This is a genomic window from Aquabacterium sp. A08, from assembly GCF_011742065.1.
In genome coordinates this window covers 13,471-33,703 of record NZ_JAAQQT010000642.1, presented here as the reverse complement: position 1 = coordinate 33,703, position 20,233 = coordinate 13,471, and the positions used below count along the sequence as shown (strand labels likewise).

Here is a 20,233-nt window from a genome sequence, read left to right as displayed (position 1 = left end):
AAGGTCATCATGTCACCGCGCGACAGCAGCAGCGAGCGGCGCAGGTTTTCCTCCATCAGTGGACCCAGCACAAAGCCCAGCATCAGCGGTGCGGCCTCAAACTTCAGCACCGCCAGCAGGTAGCCGACCGCGCCTATGCCCGCGACCATCAGGATGTCGAAGGTGTTGTTGTTCACGCTGTACACACCCAGGGCAATGAACACCAGGATCGCCGGGTACAGCACGTTGTAGGGGATGCGCAGAATGGCCACCCACATGCCCACCAGCGGCAGGTTCAGAATCATCAGCATGATGTTGCCGATGCCGAAGCTCACGATCAGGCCCCAGAACAGGTCGGGCTGCTGCGTCATCAGCAAGGGCCCGGGCTGGATGCCGTGGATGATGAGTGCGCCCAGCATCAGCGCCATCACCGCGTCGCCGGGAATGCCCAAGGACAAGGTGGGCACAAAGGCGGTTTGCGAGGCGGCGTTGTTGGCGGCCTCGGGGGCGGTCACGCCTTCGATGGCGCCCTTGCCGAAGCGGCTCGGGTCTTTGGCGATCTTCTTTTCAACGGCATACGAGAAGAACGAAGCGATGGACGCGCCGGTGCCGGGCAAGGCGCCAAAAAAGCTGCCGATGCCGGTGCCGCGCAGCATGGGCAGGGCCGAGTCTTTCCACTCCTTGCGCGTGGGCAGCATGGAGCGCATGGAGATGGATTCCTTCACCTCGCCTTCGCGCTTTTGGTTGATGCCGCCGATGACCTCGGAAATGCCGAACACCCCCATGGCCAGGGCCACCAGGTTGATGCCGTCCATCAGCTCCGGCACACCGAAGTCGAAGCGGGCCACGCCGGAGTTGACGTCGGTACCCACAGTGCCCAGCAGCAGGCCGAGCACCACCATGGCCATGCCCTTGGCCGGCGAGCCCGAGGCCAGGCTGGACGCCGCCACCAGCCCCAGCAGCATCATCGAAAAGTACTCAGCCGGGCCGAACTTCAGGCCCAGTTCCGCGATGCTGGGGGAAAACAGCACCAACACCAGAATGCCCAGCATGGAGCCGACAAACGAGGCGATGGTGGTCATAAACAGCGCCACCCCTGCCCGCCCCTGCTTGGCCATGGGGTAACCGTCGAGGCAGGCCACCGCCGACGACGGCGTGCCCGGCAGGTTGAGCAGGATGGAGGCGGTGGAGCCGCCGTACTGCGCGCCGTAGTACACGCCGGCCAGCATGACGATGGCCGAGGTGGGCGGGATGTGGTACGTGATGGGCAGCAGCAGCGAAATCGTCGCCATGGCGCCGATGCCCGGCAGCACGCCGATGAGGGTGCCGATGAAAACGCCGATGAAGCAGTACAACAGCGTCATCGGCTGCAGCGCCGCTTCCAGGCCGGTCAGAAGTCCGTTTGCGATGTCCATGGTGTGGGGTTCCGTAAGGGGTCAGGAAAAGGTGTTCGGCAGCGGTGACGCGTCACTGGCTCCAGGGCCAGACCGGCAGCACCATGCTCAACCCCACAGAAAACACCAGGTAGGTGATGGCCGACACACCAACCGCCACCAGCAGGCGGTTGCGCCAGGAAATTTCGCGGTCTGCCAGGGACGACACCAGCACCGCCAGGGCGGCGGCCAGCACCAGCCCCAAGCCTTTGAGCAGCACGGCAAACACGACGATGCTGGCAATGACCAGCACCGAGGTTTTCCATTCGATGTGGATGGGTTCGCCGCGTCGGAAGAAGGCCGGCAGCGCAATGAACAGGCCCAGCGCGGCCAGCAGCAGACCCAGGGCCATGGGGAAGTAGCCCGGCCCCATGCGGTTGAGGTCGCCGATCTCGTATTCGCTGCTGCCGTACCAGGCGGCGAACAGCCCAAGGGCCAGCATTGCGAGCCCGCCGAGGATGTCGCGGGTGTCTTTGTGTGCCATGTCGTCTCCAAAGCCAAGGTTGTACCGATGGGATTGGACAGGCAAATGCCCCCAGCGTCTTTACGTAATTGCACGTAGCGGGCCGGCCAGGCGCCGGCCGCGGCTCACCAGCGGCCTTTGGGCTGGCGGTCGCGGATGGCCTGGGCGATGGCGTCCACGATGTCGGGCCGCTCGGCGCGGCGCGCAAAGTCCACGGCCGTCAGGCCCTGCTGGTTTTGCAGCAGCGGATCGGCGCCCTCCTCCAGCAACAGGCGCACGGCCGCGGCCTGGCCGTAACGCGCCGCCATCATCAGGGGGGTGGTGCCGTTGGGCGAGGCCGCGTCGATGTAAGCGTGCCGCTCCAGCAGCAGGCGGGTGATGGGCAGCGACGCCGGGCCGACGTGGCTGGCGGCGTAGTGCAACGGGGCCCAGCCCGGTTTGTTCACCTGGGCCTGGCGCTGCAGCAGGCGCTCCACCAGGTCGACCTGCCCTTTGATGGCGGCCAGCATCAGGGCATTTTCGTCGGCCGGGTTGCGGGCATCGACGTCGAGCTCCGGCACACCGAGCAGGAAATGCGCCACCCGCCACGACTCGCGCCGCAGGGCCAGCACCAGCGGCGGCTGCAGGGTGGGGTCGGGGCTGTTGAAGTCAAAACCCCGCGCCTGCAAGGCTGGCAAGGGCCCCGGGTTGTCGCGCGCAATGGCGGTGAAAAACGCGTCGTAGGAACCCGACTGCGCCCAGGCGCCGGCACCGAGCGACAACAGACCAGCAACCAGCCAGGTGCGCCAGCGGGAACCCGCACGCGGTTGGATGGGGTGTGACGGATGGGGCGCCGGCCTGGCGTGGGCGGGAACGTGGGTGCGGGACATGCGCGTCAGACCGCGCGGTTGAACAGGCGTTCAAAATTGTCGCTGGTGGCGCGGGCCACGGCCTCCAGCGGCAACCCTTTGAGCTCGGCCAACTGGGCCGCCACGTGCGGCACATAGGCCGGGCTGTTGGTTTTGCCCCGGTGAGGCACGGGGGCCAGGTAGGGGCTGTCGGTTTCGATCAGGCAACGCTCCAGCGGCACCAGCCGGGCAACGTCGCGCAGGTCGGCCGCGTTGCGGAAGGTGAGGATGCCCGAGAACGAGATGTAGAAGTCCAGGTCCAGCGCGGCCCGGGCCACCTCGGCGGTTTCGGTGAAGCAGTGGAACACGCCACGGGCCGGCGCCTGCACACCGCCCGCGGCCGAGGCCAGACCGCCCTCTTCCCGCAGAATGGCCAGGGTGTCGTCGGACGCGCTGCGGGTGTGGATGATGAGCGGCAGGTCGGTGGCCCGCGCGGCCCGAATGTGGACGCGGAAACGATCGCGCTGCCATTCCATGTCGGCCACGCTGCGGTCGCCCAGGCGGTAGTAGTCCAGCCCGGTTTCGCCGATGCCTACCACCTTGGGCCGGGCGGCGCCGGCCAGCAGGTCGTCCAGCGTGGGCTCGCGCACGCCTTCGTTGTCGGGGTGCACGCCCACGGTGGCCCACAGGTGGGGGTGCTCGGCGGCCAGGCCCTGCACCGCGTCGAATTCTTCCATGGTGGTGCAAATGCACAGGGCGCGATCGACCTGCGCGGCGGCCATGGCCTGCAGGATCTCGGGCAACTGCGCGCGCAGTTCGGGGAAGCTCAGGTGGCAGTGGGAGTCGACAAACATGCAGCGGGTGGGTTCAGACGGTCTGGGTGCCGCGGTCGGAGGCCAGGTGCGCGCCCAGGATTTCTTCAATGCGGGCCTTGAGCATTTTGGATTTCTCGTCGGCCGGGAAGCGGATGCCGATGCCCTGCGAGCGCGAACCGGCGGCGCCGGCCGGGGTGATCCAGGCCACCTTGCCGGCCACGGGGTAGCGCTGCGGGTCGTCGGGCAGGGTCAGCAGCACGTAGACGTCCATGCCCAACTGGTATTCGCGCACCGAAGGCACAAAGATGCCCCCTTCGGCAAACAGCGGAATGTAGGCGGCGTACAGCGCGCCCTTTTCCTTGATCGACAACTGGATCACTGTCGGGCGCGCCGCAGCGGTGGCGTCGGCGGTGCTCATGTGGGCCTAGTGTAGCGCCAGCGCGCGCTGGGCGGCGCTGGCCCAGGCCTCCTGCATGAGGGCGGCGCTGTAGGGGTGCTCCAGGGTGCGGGCGGCGGCTTGCAGCTCGCGCTGCCAAGCCACCAGCACGGCCAGGGCGGGCGCCGGGGGCAGGTCGGGCGCGGCGAAAAAACGCGGCTCGGCCCCCGCCTGGCGCACCATCAGGTCGTGGCAGAGCTTTTGCAGCACGTCCATTTGCCGCGCCGCGGTCCAGCCGCTCAGGGCCGACCAATCGCCGGCCGCAATGGCCCGCGGCAGGCGCGACCACAGGCCGGGCGCGGGGCCCAGGCGCAACCAGTCCAGGGCTTCATCGGGGCGGCCGCCGGCGGCACGCAGCCAGGTCTGCAGGTCGGCCGTGCTCGGGCGCTGGGTGGCCAGCGCCGGGTCCGCGGCGGCGGTGGCTTGCAGCCACGCCAGCGCCTGGGCGGTGTCGGGCCAGTGCAGTTCGTGGGTCTGGCAGCGGCTGCGGATGGTGGGCAGCAGGGCGTGGGCGGCCTCGGTGGCGATGACGAAACGCAAGGCCCCGGCCGGCTCTTCCAGGGTTTTGAGCAGGGTGTTGGCGGCTTCGGTGTTGAGCCGTTCCGCCGGGTAGATCAGCACCACCTTGGTGTCGCCCCGCGAGCGGGTGAACTGGCTGAAGGCCACGGCCTGGCGGGTGGCATCGACCCGGATGAACTTGCTCGGCTTCAGTTCTTTTTTGTCGATCTTGTCCTGGGTTTTCTCGTCCAGCGGCCAGCCCAGTTCGAGCGATAGGGTTTCGGGCATGAGCACGAACAGGTCGGGGTGGGTGCGCACGTCCACCGCGTGGCAGGCTCCGCACTGGCCGCACGCGCCTTGGGCGCTGGGCCGTTCGCACAGCCAGCCACGGGCCAGGGCCAGGGCCAGCGGGTACTGGCCCAGACCGGGCGGCCCCGCCAGCAGCAGGGCATGGCCGCGCTGCTGCAACAGGCAGGTCAGCTGGGTTTGCAGCCAGGGGGCCAGCGCGGTCATGCCAACAACCCCCGCGCGCGGCAGGCGGCTTCCACCTGGGCCCACACCGCGTCCAGGGGCTGGGCCGCGTCGATGCGCACGAAACGGCCGGGGTCGGCGGCGGCCCGCGCCGCGTAGCCGGCCGCGACCCGCGCAAAAAAATCCAGAGGCAGGGCCTCGAACTTGTCGGGGCTGCGGGCGCCCGCCAGGCGCTCGGCGGCTTGCGCGGGCGGCAGGTCGAACCACAGGGTCAGGTCGGGCTGGCGCTGCGGCGCGGGGCCTTGCACCCACTGCTCCAGCTGCCGCAACACGGTCAGGTCAAAACCCCGGCCATGGCCCTGGTAGGCAAAGGTGGCGTCGGTGAAGCGGTCGCACAACACCACCTCGCCGCGCGCCAGGGCCGGTTCGATCACCCGCTGCAGGTGGTCGCGCCGGGCGGCGAACATGAGCAGGGCTTCGGCCAGCGGGTCCATGGGCTCGCGCAGCAGCAGCTCGCGCAGCCGCTCGGCCAGCGGGGTGCCACCGGGTTCGCGCGTCTGCGTCAGGGCGCGGCCCTGGGCCAGCAGCCGGGCGGCCAGGGTGCCAATGTGCGAGGACTTGCCCGCCCCGTCGATACCCTCGAAGGTGACGAAACGGCCGCGCGGCGGCGTGGGGTCGGTGTGCATGCGCTCAGCGGTTCAGGATGTAGCGGCGCACGGCCGCGTTGTGCTCGTCCAGGGTCTGGCTGAACTGGCTGGAGCCGTCGCCGCGGGACACGAAATAGAAGGCCGGCGTGTCGGCCGGGCGCACTGCCGCCCGCAGCGAGGCGGTGCCCGGCATGGCAATCGGCGTGGGCGGCAGGCCGGCGCGGGTGTAGGTGTTGTAGGGCGTGTCGGTGTCGAGGTCGCGGCGGCGCAGCCGGCCGTCAAAGCCCTCGCCCAGGCCGTAGATCACGCTCGGGTCGGTTTGCAGCCGCATGCCGATGCGCAGGCGGTTGATGAAGACGCCGGCGATCTGCTCCCGGTCGCTGGCCAGGCCGGTTTCCTTTTCGACGATGCTGGCCAGCACCAGCGCGTCGTCCGGTCCGCGCAAGGGCAGGTTGGGCGCACGTTCGGCCCAGACCTCGGCCAGCCGTTGGTCCATGGCGCGCGCGGCCTGACGCAGCACGCTGCTGGCGGTGGCGTGCTTGGGGTAAACATAGGTGTCGGGGAAAAACCGCCCCTCCGGGTGGCGGGCCGCCAGGCCCAAGGCCTGGGCGAGTGCGTGCGGCGAGGTGCCGGGCGGCAGGTCGTCCTGCAGGTGCTCGGCGCTGCGCAGCGCTTGCAACACCTGGCGCAGGTTCCAGCCCTCCACCAGCGTCACGCGGCGCACCGCCTGCTCGCCGCGCACCAGCTTGTCCAGCAGCGCGCGCGGGCCCAGTTCGGGGGTGATTTCGTAGCTGCCGGCCTTGATGTCGCGGGCCCGCCCCGACAGCCGGAACCAGGCGTGCAGGGCCCAGACGGGCGTGTCCACCCCCGCCTGGGCGACGGCCTGCGCCACCGCCCGGGCACTGGCGCCGGCCGGCACGGTCACGTCCAGCACCGGCGCGTCGCCCGAGCGCCAGGCCAGCGGCCGGTGCAGCCAGACGGCCACCAGCGTGCCCAGCGCCACCGCCAGCACCAGCGCGGCCGTCAGCCACCATTTCAACAATCGGAACACGGACTCGGGACCTCGGTGAAAATACAAGGCCCTGATGATAAGTGACTGCCCCATGAGCCTGCCCACCCCTGCCAGCCCCCCGACCTTCGATGCCCAGACCCTGCGCGGCGTGGTGCGCCTGGACGGCGGCGGCCTGCTGCGTGCCCACGGGGCCGATGCCGCCAAATTCCTCCACGGGCAGCTGACACAGGACTTTGCCCTGATGGGCCTGAGCGAAGCGCGGCTGGCGGCGTTCTGCAACGCCAAGGGCCGGATGCAGGCCAGCTTCGTGGCGTTCAAGCGCGCGCACGACGACATCGTGCTGGTCTGCGCCCCCGACCTGCGGGCCCAGACCCTCAAGCGGCTGGGCATGTTTGTGCTGCGCGCCCAGGTCAAGCTCGCGCCCGCTGGCGACGAACTGGCCCTGTACGGCGTGGCCGGAGCCGACGTGCCCCCTGCCCTGCCTGCCGCCGCCTGGAGCCACCAGACCATCGACGGCCTGGACTGGGTGCGCCTGCCCGACGCCGCAGGCCTGGCACGCGCGCTGGCCTGCGGTCCGGTCAACGGCCCGACCCCGGCCGGCCCTGCGCTGGCGCTGGCCCATTGGCAGTGGCTGGAGGTGCGCAGCGCCGTGGTCGCGGTCACCGCGCCGGTGTTCGAGGCCTTTGTGCCGCAGATGCTGAACTACGAATCGGTGGGCGGGGTGAACTTCAAGAAAGGCTGCTACCCCGGCCAGGAGGTGGTGGCCCGCAGCCAATACCGCGGCACGCTCAAGCGCCGCGCCTACCCGGTGCATGCCGACGCGCCGATGGCCGTGGGCCAGGAGGTGTTCCACCCCTCGGACGCCGAACAGCCCTGCGGCACCGTGGCCGCCAGCGCCCCGCACCCGGTGGCCGGTTGGGACGCGGTGGTGTCGATGCAAACCAGCGCCGCCGACGGCCAGCCGCTGACGCTGGGCAGCCCCAGCGGCCCGCCGTTGGCGCTGCAGCCCCTGCCCTACCCGCTGCTGGCCGACGTCTGAGGCCTGCGGGCATGTGCCTGATCGCCTTCGCCCTGGGCGGCACCGGTCCCTGCCCGCTGCTGCTGGCGTCCAACCGCGACGAATGGTGGCAGCGCCCCACCCAGCCGCTGGACCGCTGGCACAGCCCGGTTGGCACCCCCATCTGGGCCGGCCGTGACGCCGAAGCCGGCGGTACCTGGCTGGGGTTTTCGGCGCACGGCCGGGTGGCGATGTTGACCAATGTGCGCCCCCGCGGGCCCGAGTCGGCCCCGCGCAGCCGGGGCGAGTTGCCGCTGCACTGGCTGGACGGGCCCGGGCACACCCCGCACTGGCGCGACCTGGTGGCGCGCACCCACCCCGCCGCCTACAACGGCTTCAACCTGGTGTTGGGCGACCTGCACACCGCCACCTGGGTCTGGCTGAGCAACCGCCCCACGGCCGAAGCCCCCCAAAGCAGCGACCTGGGCCTGCCCACCGGCTGGACGGGCCGATCGCTGGGCCCGGGGGTGTACGGCCTGTCCAATGCCCACCTCGACACCCCCTGGCCCAAAACCCTGGCCCTGCGCGCGGCGGTGCGCGCGGCACACGCCCGCCTGCGCACCGGGCCGGCGCCAGACGGCTGGCACGCCCCCTTGCTGCGGCAACTGCTCGATGCCCGCCCTGCCCCCGACGCGACCGCCGACGCTTGGCAGCGCGGCCTGAGCAGCACCTTCGTGCACCTGCCCGCGCACGGCTACGGCACGCGCAGCAGCCTGATCGCCCGGTGCAGCCTGGGCGCAGACGGCCCCGCGCTGGAACTGCAGGAGTGGACCCACGCCGTGCAATCCGCCCCACACGCCGTGCCCGTGGCCAGCCACTGGCCGCTGGACGCCAGCGTTCAGAGGCGGATTTCCATCAACCGGTGGGGGATGCCCACCTCGTCGTAAGGTTCGCCCACCGGCTGGTAGCCCAGGCGGCGGTAAAAGCTTTCGGCGGTGCGCTGGGCGCTCAAACGCACGCTGTGGTCGCCCCGGGCGCGGGCCGCGTCCATCAGTGCCAGCAAAATGTGCCGGCCCACGCCGGTGCCGCGCAACACCCGGTGCACGGCCATGCGTCCGATCTTGCCCACGCCGTCGGTGGCCGGCAGCAAGCGCCCGGTGGCCACGGCCTGGCCCAGCCGGTTGTGCGCCACCGCGTGCAGCGCCACCTCGTCGGCGGCGTCCCACTCCTCCTCGCGGGGAATGCCCTGTTCTTCCACAAACACGGCGGTGCGCACTTGGCCCGCCGGCTCGGCCAGCTCGGCCCAGGGGCCGGTGCGCACGGCCAACACCGCTTCGCCGGCCTCAAAGCCCTGCACCAGCGCGCGCAGGCCGGGCGGGATCGGCCGCGAGGTCTGCGTGGCCGGGTCGGCAAACACGTAAATCAGCTCGCCAGTGATCAGGTGTTCCTCGCCCCGGAAGATGGCGCCGGTGATGGTCATGGACGAGTTGCCCAGGCGGGTGCAGGCCATGCCGATGTCCAGCGTGTCGTCCATGCGCGCCGAGGCGTTGAACTCCACCGACGCCTTTTTCACGTACAACTCGCCGCCCAACTGGTGCATCGCGTCTTCGTACGGCAGGGCCAGGGCGCGCCAGTACTCGGTGATGACCACGTCGAAGTACATCAGGTAGTGCGCGTTGAACACGATTTTTTGCATGTCCACCTCGGCCCAGCGCACGCGCAGCCGGTGGAAAAAGCGGAAGTCTTGTCGTTTCATGGTCGACGGCTTGGTGTGATGGGCTGCCATTGTTGCCCAACTTGAGCCGGTCTTGTCATGGCCGTTGTCTCCTATGTCTTACCCATTTGGGCATGGTGCCGTGCGGAGCGTGCGGTTACAGTAAAAAAGAGTTTTTTGATGCAAAAATATTACTTTCACCAAATCAACCGTTCAATTCATCCACAGCGTGTCATGAGCCACTCACAAATCCTCTCCATCAATGGCAAACGCGGCTTCAAGCTGCTGTCCGTGGCGGCTGCCGTCGCGGTGTTGGCGGCCTGTGGCAGCCTGGCGCCCAAGGCCATTGAGGCTCCAGAACTGGTTCAAACCAACCAGGCCGACACGGCCGCCATGCGCCAGGGCGTGGAGCCGGTGACCGGCCCCCTGACGCTGGACGAAGCGATGGCCCGCGCGCTCAAATACAACCTCGACCGCCGCGCCCGCCTCATGGAAGAGTCGATCGCGCTCCAGCAACTCGACGTGACCCGGTTCGACATGCTGCCCAAACTGGTGGCCCAGGCTGGTTATTCTGACCGCAGCCGCGAACGCGCCACGTTCAGCCAGCGCTACAACCCCGTGTCGCCTTACGGCGATGTCGGCACTATGGACAGGACCACGTCCTCCTACTCCTCAGCCGCCGACCACAGCACAGCCGATCTGGGCCTGACCTGGAACCTGCTGGACGTGATGGTGGGCCAGACCTCCGCCAAGCAGGCGGCCGACCGGGTGCTGATTGCCGCCGAGAAACGCCGCAAGGCCATGCACGTGCTGATGCAAGACGTGCGCACCGTGTACTGGCGTGCGGTCAGCGCCCAGAAACTGCGCGACCAGGTGCAAGCCACGCAGAAAATGGCCGAAGCAGCCCTGACCGACGCTCGCCAGGCCGAGGCCGAGCGCCTGCGCAGCCCGCTCGATTCGTTACGTTACCAGCGTCAGCTGCTGGAAAACCTGCGCTTGCTGGAAGCCATTTCGCAGGAGCTGTCCACTGCCCAGGTCGAGCTGGCCTCGCTCATCAACGCCCCGGTGGGCCAATCCATCACACTGGCCGAAGCCGGCGGGGACTTCAGCCACGACACCCCGCTGACCACCCCCATGGCCCAGCTGGAAGCCGTGGCCCTGGAGAACAACGCCGACCTGCGCGAACAGCACTACAACGGCCGCGTGGCCCGCGCCGAAGTGCGCAAAACCATGACCCGGCTGTTCCCCAACCTGTCGTTCAACTACAGCGTCAAGTACGACAGCGATGAATACCTGGTGCACAACAACTGGAACGAAGCCGGCTTGCAACTCTCGTTCAACCTGTTCAACCTGCTGACCGGCCCCACCCAGATCAAGTTTGCCGAGGCCGGCGTGGCCCTGGCCGACCAGCGCCGCATGGCCATGCAAATGGCCGTGGTGACCCAGTTGCACCTGGCCCGCCTGCAGTTGCAAAACGCCCGCGCCCAGTTCAACCGGGCCGACGCCATCTACAGCGTCGACAACAAGATCGCCGAAAACATCCGCGCACGCCAGAGCGTGCAGGCCCAAAGCCAGCTGGACCGCGTGGCCAACGAGACCACGGCCATCCTCAGCCTGCTGCGCCGCTACCAGGCGCTGTCGCAGGTGCACCTGGCCGAAAGCCGCCTGATCGCCAACCTGGGCCTGGAACCCAAGATCGGCAGCACCGGCGACCTGACCCTGGCGCAGCTGACCGAGCAGGTCAAAGGCAACCCCTGGGCCGCGCTGACCGCCACCCCGGCCGCCAAGTGACCGAACGTTCGGGAAGCACATGAATCGATTCGTTGTTGGAATGCTGGTGGCGTTGGCCGGAATACCCCTATGGGCGCAAAACACCCCGGGGGGGTCCAGGCAGACGACCAACGCGGCCCCCTTGGCCGAGGCCAAAACCGCCATCGAACGCCAGGAAATCCGGGCCCAACTGCTGCCGCGCCGCTACACCACCATCGCCGCGGAAATCGGCGCCAAGGTCAACCGCCTGCCCGTGAGCGAAGGCGGCGCCTTCCGGGCCGGCCAGTTGCTGGTGGGGTTTGATTGCTCCCTGCAGCAGGCCCAGTTGCAAAAGGCCCAAGCCGAACTGGAAGGCGCCCAGCAAACCCACAGCACCAACCTGCGCCTGCTGGAACTGAATTCTGTGGGCCAGTTGGAAGTGGACCTGTCCAAAGCGGCCCAAAGCAAGTTCAACGCCGAGGTGGGGGCCAACAAGGCCGTGCTGGCCAAGTGCAGCATTGCGGCCCCCTTCAGCGGCCGGGTGGCCGAGCAAAAAGTGCGCGAACAACAGTACGTGCAGCCCGGCCAAGCCTTGCTCGACATTCTGGACGACAGCGTGCTCGAGTTGGAATTCCTGGTGCCCTCACGCTGGTTGAGCTGGCTGCGCACCGGCACCAAGTTCGAGGTGCAGATCGACGAAACCCGCAAAACCTACCCGGCCAAGTTCACGCGCATCGGCGCCCGGGTGGACCCGGTGAGCCAGTCGGTCAAGGTGGCCGCGGCCATCGACGGCCGCTTTTCCGAGTTGATGGCCGGCATGAGCGGCAAGGTACTGGTCAACCCACCTTCCGACCGCTGACACCAACGCCCGTTGCACCGCGCCCAGACATTTATCGTAAATAGCATCATGAATCCGACCCTCAGCGCCATCACCTCCGCCACCGCACAGCTGGGCAACACCACGCGCCAGAAGAAGCTGGTTCGCAAAGGCCCCGCACCGATGGCGTTGGAGCAACGCTTCATGTTCGACGGCGCGGCGTTGGTGGATGCGCTGCACATCACAGACGCGACGGACAGCCACGACACCACCACCGAGATCGTGGACGTGGCTCCGATCGCCGTCGAAGTGCCCCCGCTGTTCCGCACCGACTTGAACGACCCGGTGCTGGCCATGGCCATGGCCGAGGCCGACCAAGCCGTGAAGGACTTCATTGCCAATGCGGACGCCCCAACGCTGTTCAACCTGTTCAACGGTGGGCTGACCGAGCAAGACGCGGCTTGGACCGCACGCTTGGCCGATTTGCGCACGGCTTTGCAAGACGGCCGCTTCAACCTGAACGTGGTGGCCATGGACAGTGCCAGCGTGTTCACCACCATTGCGGCGTACACCCATGCCGGACCGGATGGCCAGCCCACGGTGTTCATCAACCCCTACTGGTTTGACTTGTTTGCCGGTACGGATGCCACCAAAGCCTTGGTAGAAGAACTCGGACATGCCATCGACGACTTCCTCAACCCCAATGGTGATACCGATGGGGACGAAGGCGCCGTGTTTGCTGCCCACGTGATGCCGGGCGAGCCAACCACCCTGGCCGAGAGCACGCTGGCCAGCGATACGGGTCGGGTCACGGTCAACGGCGTGTCTTATGAGGTGGAGTTTGCCTCGTTCAAATTCAGCAGTGCCTACGAGATGGTCTACGACCAAAACGCCGATGGAATCATCAACACCACCGAGCGTTGGGCGGACAAAGAACAGAACCTGCACTACTTCGACGCCACGCACCAACTGAACGAAGTTCAGGTGGTTGACGGCACTGGCGACAGGAATTTCAGTGGCAACGACGTTTCCGTCACGTCCATCGTCATCAACGGCGAAACTTATTACGGCTGGATCAGTCGCCCCATCAAGGCCAACGGCGTGGTTCGCGGTTTCTACTTCTGGACCGATGTCAACTTCATCGACTTCGGTACGGCGCAGGCGGACAGCAACGCTGACGGCGACAGCAACGTCATGGACAACCGGGGTTTCTTGCTGGTGGTGGATCAAGCCTGGTTCGACAGCCAGATCACGGCAACGGGTGTCAGCAAAACCATCAACAGCACCAAAGACGGTAACCTGGGCACCATCACGGTGGCCAACGTCGGGTCATCGTCTGACCGGGTGGATTCGGCGCTGAACAGCCTGCTGCCGCCCAACACCGTCACTGCCGTGGCCGACGCATTGACCATAGCCGAGGACAGTGGACCACACACCGGCAACCTGTTGAGCAACGACTCCGACCCCACAGGGGACACCTTCACCCTCACCAGCTTCACCGTCAATGGCACCACCTACACAGGCGTCACATTGACGGGTGACAAAACCCTCGCAGGTGTCGGCACGATGAACATCTCATCAACGGGCGCCTACACCTTCACGCCCGCAGCCAATTTCTACGGGCCGGTTCCGCCCATCACCTACACCATCACGGACGCTTACGGCGCCACCTCCACCGCCACCTTCTCCATCAACGTGACGGCGGTGAACGACGCACCCTCGGGCACGGACGACGCCATCACCACACCGGAAAACATCCCGATGGTGCTGGGCCTCAACGACTTCGGCACCTATTCCGACCCCGAAAACGATCCACTGGTGAAAATTCAAATCACCGAGTTGGCCACGGACGGCACGTTGCAATACTGGAACGGGAGTGCATGGGTACCGGTGACGCTGAACCAGGACATCACAGTCGCTCAAATTCTGCAAGGCCGGGTGCGTTTCGCGCCCGACAACAACGAAAGTGGCAACGATTACGCCACCGTCCAGTTCAAGGTTTCAGATGGCCAAGCGTATTCCAGCAGCACTTACACGCTCACGGTACACGTTACACCAGGCAACCAAGCACCTGTGGCCAATGCCGACACCAATTCGGTGAACGAGGCCGGTTGTGGTGTGACTGCTGCGCCGGCGACGGGCAACGTCCTCGCAGATGGAACACCGGACAGTGATGCCAACAGCGATACGCTGACCGTCACGGGCATCACCGCGTATGGCAATACACAAAACGTGACTTCGGGCACCACCAGCGCCAATGGAACCGCCATTGCGGGGCAGTACGGCACACTCACCATAGGTGCGAACGGTTCTTACGCCTACGTGCTGAACAACGCCCTGACCGCCATTGATGCGATGAACAGTGGGGACAGCAAGACAGAGACCTTCAGTTACACCATTTCGGATGGGAATGGCGGTACGGCCACGACCACGTTGACGCTGACCATCAACGGCACCAACGATGCACCTTTGGGCGTGGACGATTTCAGCAGTTTTGAGGAAGGCACCAATCAGTCGGCTGGCAACTACGGCACGATCACCGTTGGGGCCAAAGGCGTTTTGGCGAACGATAGCGATGTTGACAACACCAATGGCGAGTTGGTGGTCAAGTTGGTTGATGGCACAACGCCACCGACCGGGAGTGATGTGACGCTTTCCGCCTCGTCGCCAATCACTTCTGTAACTTTGGTGGTTACGCAAGTTTCTGGTAGTTGGACTGCCATTGTCCCGACCTCGCCTGCCCAACCTGTTTGGCTGGATGCCGCGCAAACCAAACCTGCCTTGGACAAGACTGGAGCCCAACTCACGGTTTACAGAAGCGGAAGTGGGGGTACAGCAACCTTGATCTTCAGCGACAACGTCGCCTTGTACAACTACGAGAACACCAATCTGTATATCAAAGATCCGGGCAACAGCAACGTCGCAACGGTCAGTGTTGACATTACAAGTGCAAACACCAGTTCAAGCACAACCATTTCGACAACAAGTGACGTATCTGGGATTTCAGCAGGCGATGAGGTTTCCGGCACGGGCATTCCAGCCGGCACCACCGTGGTGAGCGTTGACACGGCCAACAAAACAATCACATTAAGCCAAGCCGTCAACATTGCCAATACTTCGCTGACATTTACCGATCCAAACGGGATCACAGTCACAGCCACAGCCACACAACAGTACATGGCTGGCAACTATGGTTATTTGATCCTAAACCAGGATGGTGGATACACCTACACGCTCACGACCGACTTGTCTGCAACCCAGGTTGTGACTGAGCGTTTCACCTACACCGTCGTTGACCCTGCCAACGGTTGCAGCGGAACGGCCACAATCAACATCCGGGTTTATGGCGTGGACGCCCCCAACTTGGGGAACGACACCCTGGTTGTCTCCGAAAGCACCGGCACGCACGTCACCTTCAACGGCGCCCCGTCGGGTAGCGACTCGGTCAAGTCCAACGACGCGGACGGCACGGGTGGCTCTGCTATCGCACTTGGTGATGTGGCCAGCTTCAAAGTGGCTGGCGACAGCGCCACCTACGCCGCAGGCTCCACCGCAACGATTACGGGAGTGGGAACCCTGACCATCAACGCCAGCGGCAGTGTGGCATTTGACCCAGTGGACAACTACATAGGCCCCGTGCCAACGGTCACCTACACCCGAACTGGCAGTGATGGCCAGCCATACACCGCGAATCTGACGATCACCATTCAGCCCGTTGACGACGCCTCGGTGCTGACGCCTGATAGCCAAACGATTGACGAAGACTCCGTCGCCACTGGCAACGTTTTAGCAAATGACTCGGACATTGACAGTGTTCTGACGGTTGCATCGTTTTCGGTTGCCGGTATGGGAACCAGCCCCACCGTTGGGACGCCATTCCCCATCACCGATGGCAGCGGCGCGGTAGGTTCCATCACGCTGAACAGCAACGGTTCGTATTCCTTCACGCCGTCGGCCAACTGGAATGGCACTGTCCCGGTCATCACCTACACCACCAATACAGGGGCGAGCAGTACTTTGTCTATCACCGTCACACCGGTGAATGACGCCCCCGCGCTGGATTTGGATACGAACGACAGCACGGTCGCTGGCACCGGCTTCCTCACCACTTACAGCAATGCGGGCACGCCTGTGCCGATTGGCGATACCGACGTCACCATCACCGACATTGATGACACGAACATCGAAAACGCGACCATCGTCCTGACCAACCCACAACCGGGCGATGCGCTGAACACAGGCACACTGCCCAACGGTATCACAGTGGGTACAACGCCAATGGAGGATGGGGTCATCACCATCACGCTAACCGGCAGCGCCTCACTGGCCGACTACCAAGCGGCCATTCGTTCCATCACTTTCAGCTCCACCGGAACCTCCACCGTGGACCGCGTGGTCAGCGTCAAAGTCAACGATGGCAGCGCCGACTCGAATACGGCATACACGACCATCGACGTCAACCCAGACAACCGCTTGCTCACGGTGATGGGGTCCATCGTCAACGAAGCATCCCCGTATGTGGTGTTTGAAGTGACCGGTGCAGAAAACCAATGGATCACGCTGGCGTTGGGCGAAACCGGCAACGGGGCTGGACATGCCGACATGGGCACGGACTTTTTGCCCAATTTGCAATATTTCGACGGCAGTGGCTGGGTGAATTACACCGGTGGGTTGATTCAAATCCCGGACACCACAGCCGACGACGGCAAACTGCTGGTTCGCACGGCCGTGCTGCAAGACAGCGCTTTCGAGACGACCAGTGCCGGTTTTGAGACCCTGAAGTTGACCGCCTACAACGCGGCAGGCACGGCCAACGTCACCAGCGACGCGGGGAATACCCAGGCAGACGGTACGTCCCAAATCCGCGACGATGGCCAAGGCCAAATTTTCAAGGGCACCAACAACACGTTCACGCCCGACACCAACAACGTCGACCCCAACACCGGGCCCGTGCTTTTGGATGATGACCGCCCACTGACGGTCAACGACATTCAAGTGAACGAGAGTTCACCATTTGGGGTGTTCACCATTTCTGGTGCAGCAAACCAATGGACACAACTGAACCTGAGCAGCGGCACGGCCACAGGCAGCGGCACCGATTTTGGCGCAGCCAGCGGAACAGGCCTCCAATATTGGAACGGTTCCACCTGGGCCACATACAACACCGGCGCATACGTGCAATTGGACGCGGGTGGGAAACTGTTGGTGCGCACGCCCATCGTCAACGACTCGCCTTTTGAGGGGCCAGAAACCTTCTTCTTGAGTGCAACAAATACCGGAGGCACCACGGCGAACGGGTCTGGGACGATCCTTGACGACGGCACGGGAACCCAGTACCCCGACCAATCTCCGGGCGCCGGCCTAACACCTGTGACCGACAACACGAGTCTGAACGACGACCGAACCATTGATGTGGTGGGTGGTTTGACATTCAACGAAGCGTCCACCTACGCCACATTCACCGTGACGGGCCAGTCAGGCTACGAACTGAATCTGGCTCTGGGCAACACGCCCAGCACCGCCGATGTCGATGCCACCACCACAGGCTTCACCGTCGATTTTTCTGTGGATGGCGGCACCACGTGGACCGCCTACACATGGGATGGAACCACAGGCGACCGCCCCATGGTGCCCGGCAGCACAACGCCCGGGGGGAACACCGGAACGGTGTTGGTCCGTGTGAACATCACCACTGAAGCCGATACCCCTTACGAAGGTGCAGAAACTTTTACCCTGTTGGCCAGCTACGCGACCAACAGTTCCATCACCGACACAGACACCAACTCCATCGTTGACGACGAGACAGGCAAGATTGACAACGACGGTGATGGCGGCGCGGATGAAGGCGGGACCAAAGACGACGACCGCGTGGTGGTGACCAGCGCCGACCTGATCACCACCAAGGTGCTGACCAGCGGTGACGCCACACCTGCCGTGGGTGACACCGTGGTCTTCACCGTCACCGTGCGCAACAACGGTTCGGCGCAAGCCACGGGTGTGAGCCTGTCCGAGAGCTGGCCCAGCGGCCTGAACTTCGTCAATGCCACAGCCAGCCAGGGCAGCTACAACAGTGGGACGGGGCTGTGGTCCATCGGCACGCTGAACAACGGCGACAGCGCGACCCTGACGCTCACTGGCACGGTCAAGGTCGGTGAAGGTGGACGCACCCTGACCAACACCGTCTCGGCCGCCAGTGGCGATCAACCCGATCCGACCGATGCCGGCAATGACCTGAGCGAAGCTGTCGTGGTGGATGCACCGCCGGCACCTGCACCTGAGCCACCACCTCCGCCTGCCCCTGAGTCTGCGCCAGCGCCGGCCCCAGCGCCTGCACCGTCCGATATCCCGCCTGAGCCGCTGCCCGCTTTCAACTCCGCCACGGTGATGCAGGTCAGTTCGGCCGAGCCGCAGTTGTATATCGGCACCTTCCCGGTGGAGGCCATTCTGACCAGCGACATCGGCTTCCCGGTAGTGGTGGCCGAGCCCGGCAACCCCGCCCTGCCGCCCAACCTTACACTGGCCAACGCGGTGACCGACCAATTTGCCGACCCGGGCATCGAGAGCCGTTTCGCCATACCCTACGACACCTTTGCCCACACCAAGGCCGACGCGCAAATCACGTTGATCGCCAAGCTGCAGCACGGCTCGGAATTGCCGGACTGGGTGGTGTTTGACCCGCAATCCGGCACCTTCACGGTGAACCCGCCGGCCGATTTGCCGCCAGACCAGCGCGAACTCAAGCTGATGGTGATTGCCCGCGACCAGGAAGGCCGCGAAGCGGTGGCACCGTTCCGCTTCTTTGTCGGGGACGACAAAGCCAAGCCCAAACTGGCGGGCCGCCCGAGCCTCACCGAGCAGTTGAAGCTGGCCGGCAAGCGCAGCCAGACGCCTTGGGCCGACTGGAGCCGGGCACCGGTGGAAGCCAAACCGGTGGCACGTGGCCCTGCGGCTGAACGCGCAGCCGCTCAAGCCGGATGACAGTGACCGCCCAGACCGGACTGCCGGGCCCACGCGCCGTGCAGGCGCTGGCGGCTTTGCTGGATTTGCAACGGCGCGCACGCGAAGCCGCCAGCCCGCAGGAACTGGGCTTCCTGCTGGTGAACGACACCCTCGCCTTGGCGCCTTACCGCCAGGGCGTGCTGTGGCTGGCCGACCGCGGGGTCTACACCCTGTCGGGCGTGTTGCAGCCCGAAGCCAATGCGCCGTACGGGTTCTGGCTGCAGGCGGTTTGCCAGCATCTGGTCAACCAGCCCAAGGGCGCAGCCCGCCCCTTCACCGCGCAAGACGTGCCGCCCGAACTGGCCCGCGAATGGGCCGAATGGTGGCCTGCCCATGCCGTGTGGCTGCCCATGCCGCACCCAACCGACGGCACGGACACACCGCCCCAAGCCGGGCTGTTGCTGGTGCGTGACGAACCATGGTCCGATCAAGCTGAGGCCCTGTTGCGCGACTGGACCAGCGCCTGGTGGCACGCCTTCCACGCCCTGCACCGCCCACGCCTGAGTTCTTGGCGGGCGCTGCGCCAACGGCTGGCCAACCATTTCCTGCGCCAGCCCAACCGCCCGTGGTGGCGCCAAAATCGCGTGCGTTGGGCCGCTGCCGTGCTGCTGTTACTGGCCCTGCCCGTGCGGCTGACGGTGCTGGCCCCGGGCGAACTGGTGCCGGCGCAACCGGTCGTCGTTCGCGCCCCACTGGACGGGGTGCTGGACACCTTCCACGTCCAGCCCAACCAGTTGGTCCAGAAAAACCAGCCCCTGTTCGGCTTTGACGAAGCCTTGATCCAAAGCAAGCTGGACGTGGCCCAGCAAACCCTGGCCACAGCCGAAACCGAATACCGCCAAACCATGCAATTGGCGCTGGTGGACGCCAAGTACCGCCAGCAACTGGCTTTGCTGACCGGCAAGATCGAAGAAAAGCGGGCCGAGGTGGACTACCTGGGCGAGCAACTGCAGCGCGCCCGGGTGTTGGCCCCGGCCGATGGGGTGGCCTTGTTCGACGATCCGGCCGAATGGATCGGCAAGCCCGTGGCCGTGGGGGAGCGCATCATGCGCCTGGCCGCCCCGGGCGATGCCGAGGTGGAAGCCTGGTTGCCCCTGGCCGATGCGGTCGCCCTGCCACCCGACGCTTCCGTGAGGCTCTACCTCAACGCCAGCCCGCTGTCGCCGGTGAACGCGCGACTGCGCTACCTGGCGCACGACGCGGTGCAACGCCCGGACGGCAGCTACGCCTACCGCGTGCGCGCCGCACTGGCGGCCCCCACCACCCACCGCGTGGGTCTGAAGGGCACGGCCAAGTTGAACGGCGGGTGGGTGCCGCTGGGCTACTGGATGCTGCGCCGCCCCCTGGCCTGGGTGCGCACCACCCTGGGAGTGTGA

The 20,233-nt window shown here is 65.8% G+C and carries 15 protein-coding genes; 6 read left to right on the top strand and 9 right to left on the bottom strand.

What is annotated here, in order from left to right; translation table 11 throughout:
• From HA630_RS14225 to mltG, 8 genes are all read right to left on the bottom strand, one after another.
• The coding region (locus tag HA630_RS14225) for a tripartite tricarboxylate transporter permease (protein WP_166835466.1) at nucleotides 1–1,394 on the bottom strand (1,394 nt) is incomplete at its 3' end.
• Nucleotides 1,395–1,446: 52 nt separating this feature from the next.
• Nucleotides 1,447–1,896, bottom strand: a complete 450-nt coding sequence (locus HA630_RS14220) for a tripartite tricarboxylate transporter TctB family protein (RefSeq protein ID WP_166833515.1) — start codon at nucleotides 1,894–1,896, stop codon at nucleotides 1,447–1,449.
• Between the two features lie 104 nt (nucleotides 1,897–2,000).
• Entirely contained in the window at nucleotides 2,001–2,636 is a 636-nt protein-coding gene (locus HA630_RS14215) for an ankyrin repeat domain-containing protein (RefSeq protein ID WP_243855373.1), read from the bottom strand.
• Between the two features lie 113 nt (nucleotides 2,637–2,749).
• Nucleotides 2,750–3,556, bottom strand: a complete 807-nt coding sequence (locus HA630_RS14210) for a TatD family hydrolase (protein ID WP_166833519.1) — start codon at nucleotides 3,554–3,556, stop codon at nucleotides 2,750–2,752.
• 13 nt (nucleotides 3,557–3,569) lie between these two features.
• Nucleotides 3,570–3,935, bottom strand: a complete 366-nt coding sequence (locus tag HA630_RS14205) for a PilZ domain-containing protein (RefSeq protein WP_166833521.1) — start codon at nucleotides 3,933–3,935, stop codon at nucleotides 3,570–3,572.
• A gap of 6 nt (nucleotides 3,936–3,941) precedes the next feature.
• On the bottom strand, nucleotides 3,942–4,964 hold the full coding sequence (locus HA630_RS14200; RefSeq protein WP_166833523.1) for a DNA polymerase III subunit delta': 1,023 nt from the start codon (nucleotides 4,962–4,964) through the stop codon (nucleotides 3,942–3,944).
• A complete protein-coding gene (gene tmk / locus HA630_RS14195) occupies nucleotides 4,961–5,608 on the bottom strand; it encodes a dTMP kinase (protein WP_166833524.1) in 648 nt (215 codons plus the stop codon). The genes HA630_RS14200 and tmk overlap by 4 nt, the downstream gene beginning before the upstream one ends.
• Nucleotides 5,609–5,612: 4 nt before the next feature.
• Complete coding sequence (gene mltG, locus HA630_RS14190; RefSeq protein WP_371809219.1) at nucleotides 5,613–6,608, bottom strand: endolytic transglycosylase MltG; 996 nt, start codon at nucleotides 6,606–6,608, stop codon at nucleotides 5,613–5,615.
• Nucleotides 6,609–6,672: 64 nt separating this feature from the next.
• Between mltG and HA630_RS14185 the strand changes: the two genes are divergently transcribed.
• Entirely contained in the window at nucleotides 6,673–7,620 is a 948-nt protein-coding gene (locus tag HA630_RS14185) for a folate-binding protein YgfZ (RefSeq protein WP_166833528.1), read from the top strand.
• Between the two features lie 11 nt (nucleotides 7,621–7,631).
• On the top strand, nucleotides 7,632–8,525 hold the full coding sequence (locus HA630_RS14180) for an NRDE family protein (RefSeq protein ID WP_166833530.1): 894 nt from the start codon (nucleotides 7,632–7,634) through the stop codon (nucleotides 8,523–8,525).
• Here HA630_RS14180 and HA630_RS14175 read toward each other — a convergent pair.
• Nucleotides 8,477–9,334 carry a YbgC/FadM family acyl-CoA thioesterase gene (locus HA630_RS14175; RefSeq protein WP_166833532.1) on the bottom strand — a complete coding sequence of 286 codons (858 nt, stop codon included), beginning with the start codon at nucleotides 9,332–9,334 and terminating at the stop codon, nucleotides 8,477–8,479. The two genes, HA630_RS14180 and HA630_RS14175, sit on opposite strands and share 49 nt — an antisense overlap.
• Before the next feature lie 192 nt (nucleotides 9,335–9,526).
• On the opposite strand from HA630_RS14175, the gene HA630_RS14170 reads away from it, so the two are divergent.
• The 4 genes from HA630_RS14170 to HA630_RS14155 all read left to right on the top strand — a co-directional run bounded on the left by HA630_RS14170 (nucleotide 9,527) and on the right by HA630_RS14155 (nucleotide 20,233).
• Entirely contained in the window at nucleotides 9,527–11,083 is a 1,557-nt protein-coding gene (locus tag HA630_RS14170) for a TolC family protein (protein ID WP_166835464.1), read from the top strand.
• Between the two features lie 121 nt (nucleotides 11,084–11,204).
• Nucleotides 11,205–11,900, top strand: coding sequence for an efflux RND transporter periplasmic adaptor subunit (locus tag HA630_RS14165; RefSeq protein ID WP_371809254.1), 696 nt, complete (start codon nucleotides 11,205–11,207; stop codon nucleotides 11,898–11,900).
• A 48-nt stretch (nucleotides 11,901–11,948) separates the two neighbouring features.
• Nucleotides 11,949–18,836, top strand: a complete 6,888-nt coding sequence (locus tag HA630_RS14160) for a tandem-95 repeat protein (protein ID WP_166835462.1) — start codon at nucleotides 11,949–11,951, stop codon at nucleotides 18,834–18,836.
• Entirely contained in the window at nucleotides 18,833–20,233 is a 1,401-nt protein-coding gene (locus HA630_RS14155; RefSeq protein ID WP_166835460.1) for an efflux RND transporter periplasmic adaptor subunit, read from the top strand. The genes HA630_RS14160 and HA630_RS14155 overlap by 4 nt, the downstream gene beginning before the upstream one ends.

Bases quoted from the DNA above. Each gene is read 5' to 3' on its own strand.
- HA630_RS14170 (WP_166835464.1), top strand. From the start codon at position 9,527: ATGAGCCACTCACAAATCCTCTCCATCAATGGCAAACGCGGCTTCAAG.
- HA630_RS14185 (WP_166833528.1), top strand. From the start codon at position 6,673: ATGAGCCTGCCCACCCCTGCCAGCCCCCCGACCTTCGATGCCCAGACC.
- HA630_RS14160 (WP_166835462.1), top strand. From the start codon at position 11,949: ATGAATCCGACCCTCAGCGCCATCACCTCCGCCACCGCACAGCTGGGC.
- HA630_RS14205 (WP_166833521.1), bottom strand. From the start codon at position 3,935: ATGAGCACCGCCGACGCCACCGCTGCGGCGCGCCCGACAGTGATCCAG.
- HA630_RS14220 (WP_166833515.1), bottom strand. From the start codon at position 1,896: ATGGCACACAAAGACACCCGCGACATCCTCGGCGGGCTCGCAATGCTG.
- HA630_RS14210 (WP_166833519.1), bottom strand. From the start codon at position 3,556: ATGTTTGTCGACTCCCACTGCCACCTGAGCTTCCCCGAACTGCGCGCG.
- HA630_RS14175 (WP_166833532.1), bottom strand. From the start codon at position 9,334: ATGAAACGACAAGACTTCCGCTTTTTCCACCGGCTGCGCGTGCGCTGG.
- HA630_RS14155 (WP_166835460.1), top strand. From the start codon at position 18,833: ATGACAGTGACCGCCCAGACCGGACTGCCGGGCCCACGCGCCGTGCAG.
- HA630_RS14180 (WP_166833530.1), top strand. From the start codon at position 7,632: ATGTGCCTGATCGCCTTCGCCCTGGGCGGCACCGGTCCCTGCCCGCTG.
- HA630_RS14200 (WP_166833523.1), bottom strand. From the start codon at position 4,964: ATGACCGCGCTGGCCCCCTGGCTGCAAACCCAGCTGACCTGCCTGTTG.
- tmk (WP_166833524.1), bottom strand. From the start codon at position 5,608: ATGCACACCGACCCCACGCCGCCGCGCGGCCGTTTCGTCACCTTCGAG.